At 62.3% G+C, this 2,968-nt stretch carries 3 protein-coding genes; 2 read left to right on the top strand and 1 reads right to left on the bottom strand.

The window, feature by feature from the left end; genetic code table 11:
* Positions 1-56: 56 nt before the first annotated feature.
* On the bottom strand, positions 57-722 hold the full coding sequence (locus T370_RS0121565; RefSeq protein WP_237912692.1) for a TetR/AcrR family transcriptional regulator: 666 nt from the start codon (positions 720-722) through the stop codon (positions 57-59).
* A 212-nt stretch (positions 723-934) separates the two neighbouring features.
* Between T370_RS0121565 and hlyD the strand changes: the two genes are divergently transcribed.
* Together hlyD and T370_RS0121555 are read left to right on the top strand one after the other, a co-directional pair.
* Positions 935-1,930 carry a secretion protein HlyD gene (gene hlyD, locus T370_RS0121560; RefSeq protein ID WP_005027864.1) on the top strand — a complete coding sequence of 332 codons (996 nt, stop codon included), beginning with the start codon at positions 935-937 and terminating at the stop codon, positions 1,928-1,930.
* A partial coding sequence (locus T370_RS0121555) for an ABC transporter ATP-binding protein (protein ID WP_029436972.1) occupies positions 1,927-2,968 on the top strand: 1,042 nt, incomplete at its 3' end. The genes hlyD and T370_RS0121555, both read left to right, overlap by 4 nt.

Genomic DNA, 2,968 nt, shown 5'->3' with positions numbered 1-2,968 from the left:
CGGGGGAAACTTTCTCCAGAAAGTTTCCCCCGCCCCCTCCAAATATTCCAAATGCCCTACCGGGCCGTTTCCCCCAAGGCGCGAAGGCCGCCGAGCATATATGCCAGCATGTCTTCAAGCAGACCCTCCGCATCGCCGGCAGTGGCGGGAAGCATGAGGGTGCGTAGCTTTTCCGGAAAGAGGATGAGCCCCATGCAGGGGAGGGCGACAAGGGCGGTTGCCCGTTGCATCGCCGGGGAATCCGGTGGAAGGCCCGTGATGTCCCGTATCAGTTCCCGGAGTTTCTGGGATTTCGGGAATACCGCCGTTGTGATGAATTTGGGCACGAAGGGCGAGGGCGAGGCCAGTTCGCGCAGGAATATCCTGATCCCCCAGAGCTCGGAAGCGTTCATGGCGGTACGGATGATGTGCTTCAGGAACACACGGAGCTTTTCTTCCGGCGTCGCCTCGGAAGTGATGATCCGGTTCAAATCCTCCAGGCTCAGCATTTGCCGGTGCGCCTCGATCAGCACTTCCTCGTACAGGCCTTCCTTGCCGCCGAAGTAGTAGTTCACGGCGGCGCCGTTCGTTCCCGCCCGTTCGCAGATTTCCTTGCTGGTGGCTTCGGCGAAGCCCCGTTCGGCAAAGACCTTGCCTGCTGCCTCAAGGACAACGGCCCGCGTTGAGCGGCCGTCGCTCCGTTGCGCGCGTTTGGGGCGCTGAGGGGGATTGGTTTTGTTCATCATGGCTTTTTTTAGGGAAAATTGGGCGACAAGTCAAATTTTAAATTGAAATTTTAATTTGACTTGATATTATCCTTTTCCTATTCTTGTATTCAAGGCAGATTGTTGCGAGCCGTTCGCGAATGGCGTCCCGGAACATTTGATCCGGGGGAGGGCTGCGGTTCCCGCGCCCCCGGTTTCTTTCATTCTGATTCTTCATGTCGGAGGCATCCATGTTGAAGCGCATCATTGTGATTCTCGTTGTCCTTGCCTGCGCCGCCGGAGGCATCTGGTGGCTGTACGACGGGAAGCGGCAGCCTTCGGATCTGCTGACGCTGTACGGCAACGTGGACATCCGGCAGGTGGATGTCGGTTTTCGCGTGGGCGGGCGCGTGACCGAACTCTTCAAGGAAGAGGGTGATGCGGTGAAAACGGGGGAACGCCTCGCGCGCCTTGATGCCAAACCGTATGAAGAGGTCTTTGATCAGGCCGCCGCCCAGCTTTCCATGCAGGAAATCGAATTGAGGAAGATGGTTGCGGGGTATCGCACGGAAGACATCGAGCAGGCGCGCGCCACCCTGAGCGGGGCGCAGGCCGTATACGCGAACGCCGCCAGCAACCTGAGGCGCGTTGAGCGGCTGCGGCAGCAGAACGCCGTTTCGCAGCAGTCGCTTGATGAGGCGCGCGCGTCCTATGGTGATGCGCTGTCCCGCCGCAACGCCGCCCGCGAACAGTTGCAGCTCATGGAGAGCGGATACCGCTCCGAAGACGTTGAGCGCCAGAAGGCGGCGGTGGAGGCCGCCCGTGCCGAACTCGCCCGCGCAACGACGAATTTGCAGGATACCGAGCTGTTCGCCCCGCAGGACGGCGTGGTCCTGACACGCGTGCACGAGATCGGCGCGGTGGTGCAGGGCGGGCAGACCGTCTACACCGTGACTCTGAACAATCCCGTGTGGATACGGGCCTATGTCACGCAGCCGAACCTTGGGAACATCCGGCCCGGCCAGGAGGTGCTCCTGTCCATCGACGCCACGCCGGACAAAACGTATCGGGGACGCATCGGCTTTATTTCACCGACCGCCGAATTCACGCCGAAGACCGTGGAAACCAAGGAAGTGCGGAATGATCTGGTCTTCCGTTTCCGCGTCATCGCCGACGATCCCGACAACGTCATGCGGCAGGGGATGCCCGTCACCGTGACGCTCCGCAAGGACGGAGGCAAGCCGTGAGCCCTTCCCCGCAGGCTGTGATCCGGCTTCAGGGCGTTTCCAAGGTTTTTCCTGACGTGCCGCCGGGTACGCCTCCCGCGCTTTCCAGCCTGACGGCGGATGTCCCCTCCGGTTTGGTCGTGGGGCTTGTGGGCCCGGACGCCGCGGGTAAGACGACGCTCATGCGCTTGCTGGCCGGGCTGCTCCTGCCGACCTCCGGCAGCGTGGAAGTGCTCGGGCGCGTGCCCGGCTCCGAGGCGTCGGACGAAGCCGTCCACGATGTCGGGTATATGCCGCAGCGTTTCGGTTTGTATGAAGATCTGTCCGTCATCGACAATCTTAACCTCCATGCCGAACTGCGCGGGCTTGAAGGCCCGGCGCGTCAGGCCATGTTCGAAAAGCTGCTGACGTTCACGGCGTTGAAGCCGTTTACGGATCGGCTGGCGGGAAAGCTTTCCGGCGGCATGAAGCAGAAACTCGGCCTTGCCTGCGCGCTGCTGACCACGCCCCGCCTGCTGCTGCTCGATGAGCCGGGGGTGGGCGTCGATCCGCTTTCCCGGCGCGAGTTGTGGAAAATGGTGTCCGAGCTCGCCGTGGGCGGGATGTCGGTGCTTTGGTCTACGGCCTATATGGATGAGGCCGAGCGCTGCGCCCACGTGCTTATGCTCGATCAGGGGAGCCTTGTGTATCAGGGGCCGCCCGCCGGGTTTACGGGCCGTGTGGCGAAGCGCGTCTTTTCCTTCGTGCCGCCGTCCGGCGAAGCGCGGGCAATGCTGGCCCGCTGGCAGCAGGAGCCGGATATCCGCGATGCGCTCATTCAGGGCAACCGTATCCGCGTGGTGCTCCGCAATCCGCACGACGGCCCGTTTTCCCGCAAAGGTGTTGAATTGCATCCCGTCGAGCCGCGTCTTGAGGACGCCTACATCGACGCCGTGGGCGGCATGGATCAGCGGCCTTCCCCGTTTTTGCCTGTGAGCGGCAGGGGTGGGGCGGAAGATCCGGGGGAGGGAAGGGGAAACTTTTCAGGAGAAAGGTTATCCCCTTCCCTCCCCCGGACCC

Source organism: Bilophila wadsworthia ATCC 49260 (assembly GCF_000701705.1).
GTDB lineage: Bacteria > Desulfobacterota > Desulfovibrionia > Desulfovibrionales > Desulfovibrionaceae > Bilophila > Bilophila wadsworthia.
This window is presented reverse-complemented; position numbering and strand designations above follow the sequence as displayed.

Bases quoted from the DNA above. Each gene is read 5' to 3' on its own strand.
- T370_RS0121565 (WP_237912692.1), bottom strand. From the start codon at position 722: ATGAACAAAACCAATCCCCCTCAGCGCCCCAAACGCGCGCAACGGAGC.
- hlyD (WP_005027864.1), top strand. From the start codon at position 935: ATGTTGAAGCGCATCATTGTGATTCTCGTTGTCCTTGCCTGCGCCGCC.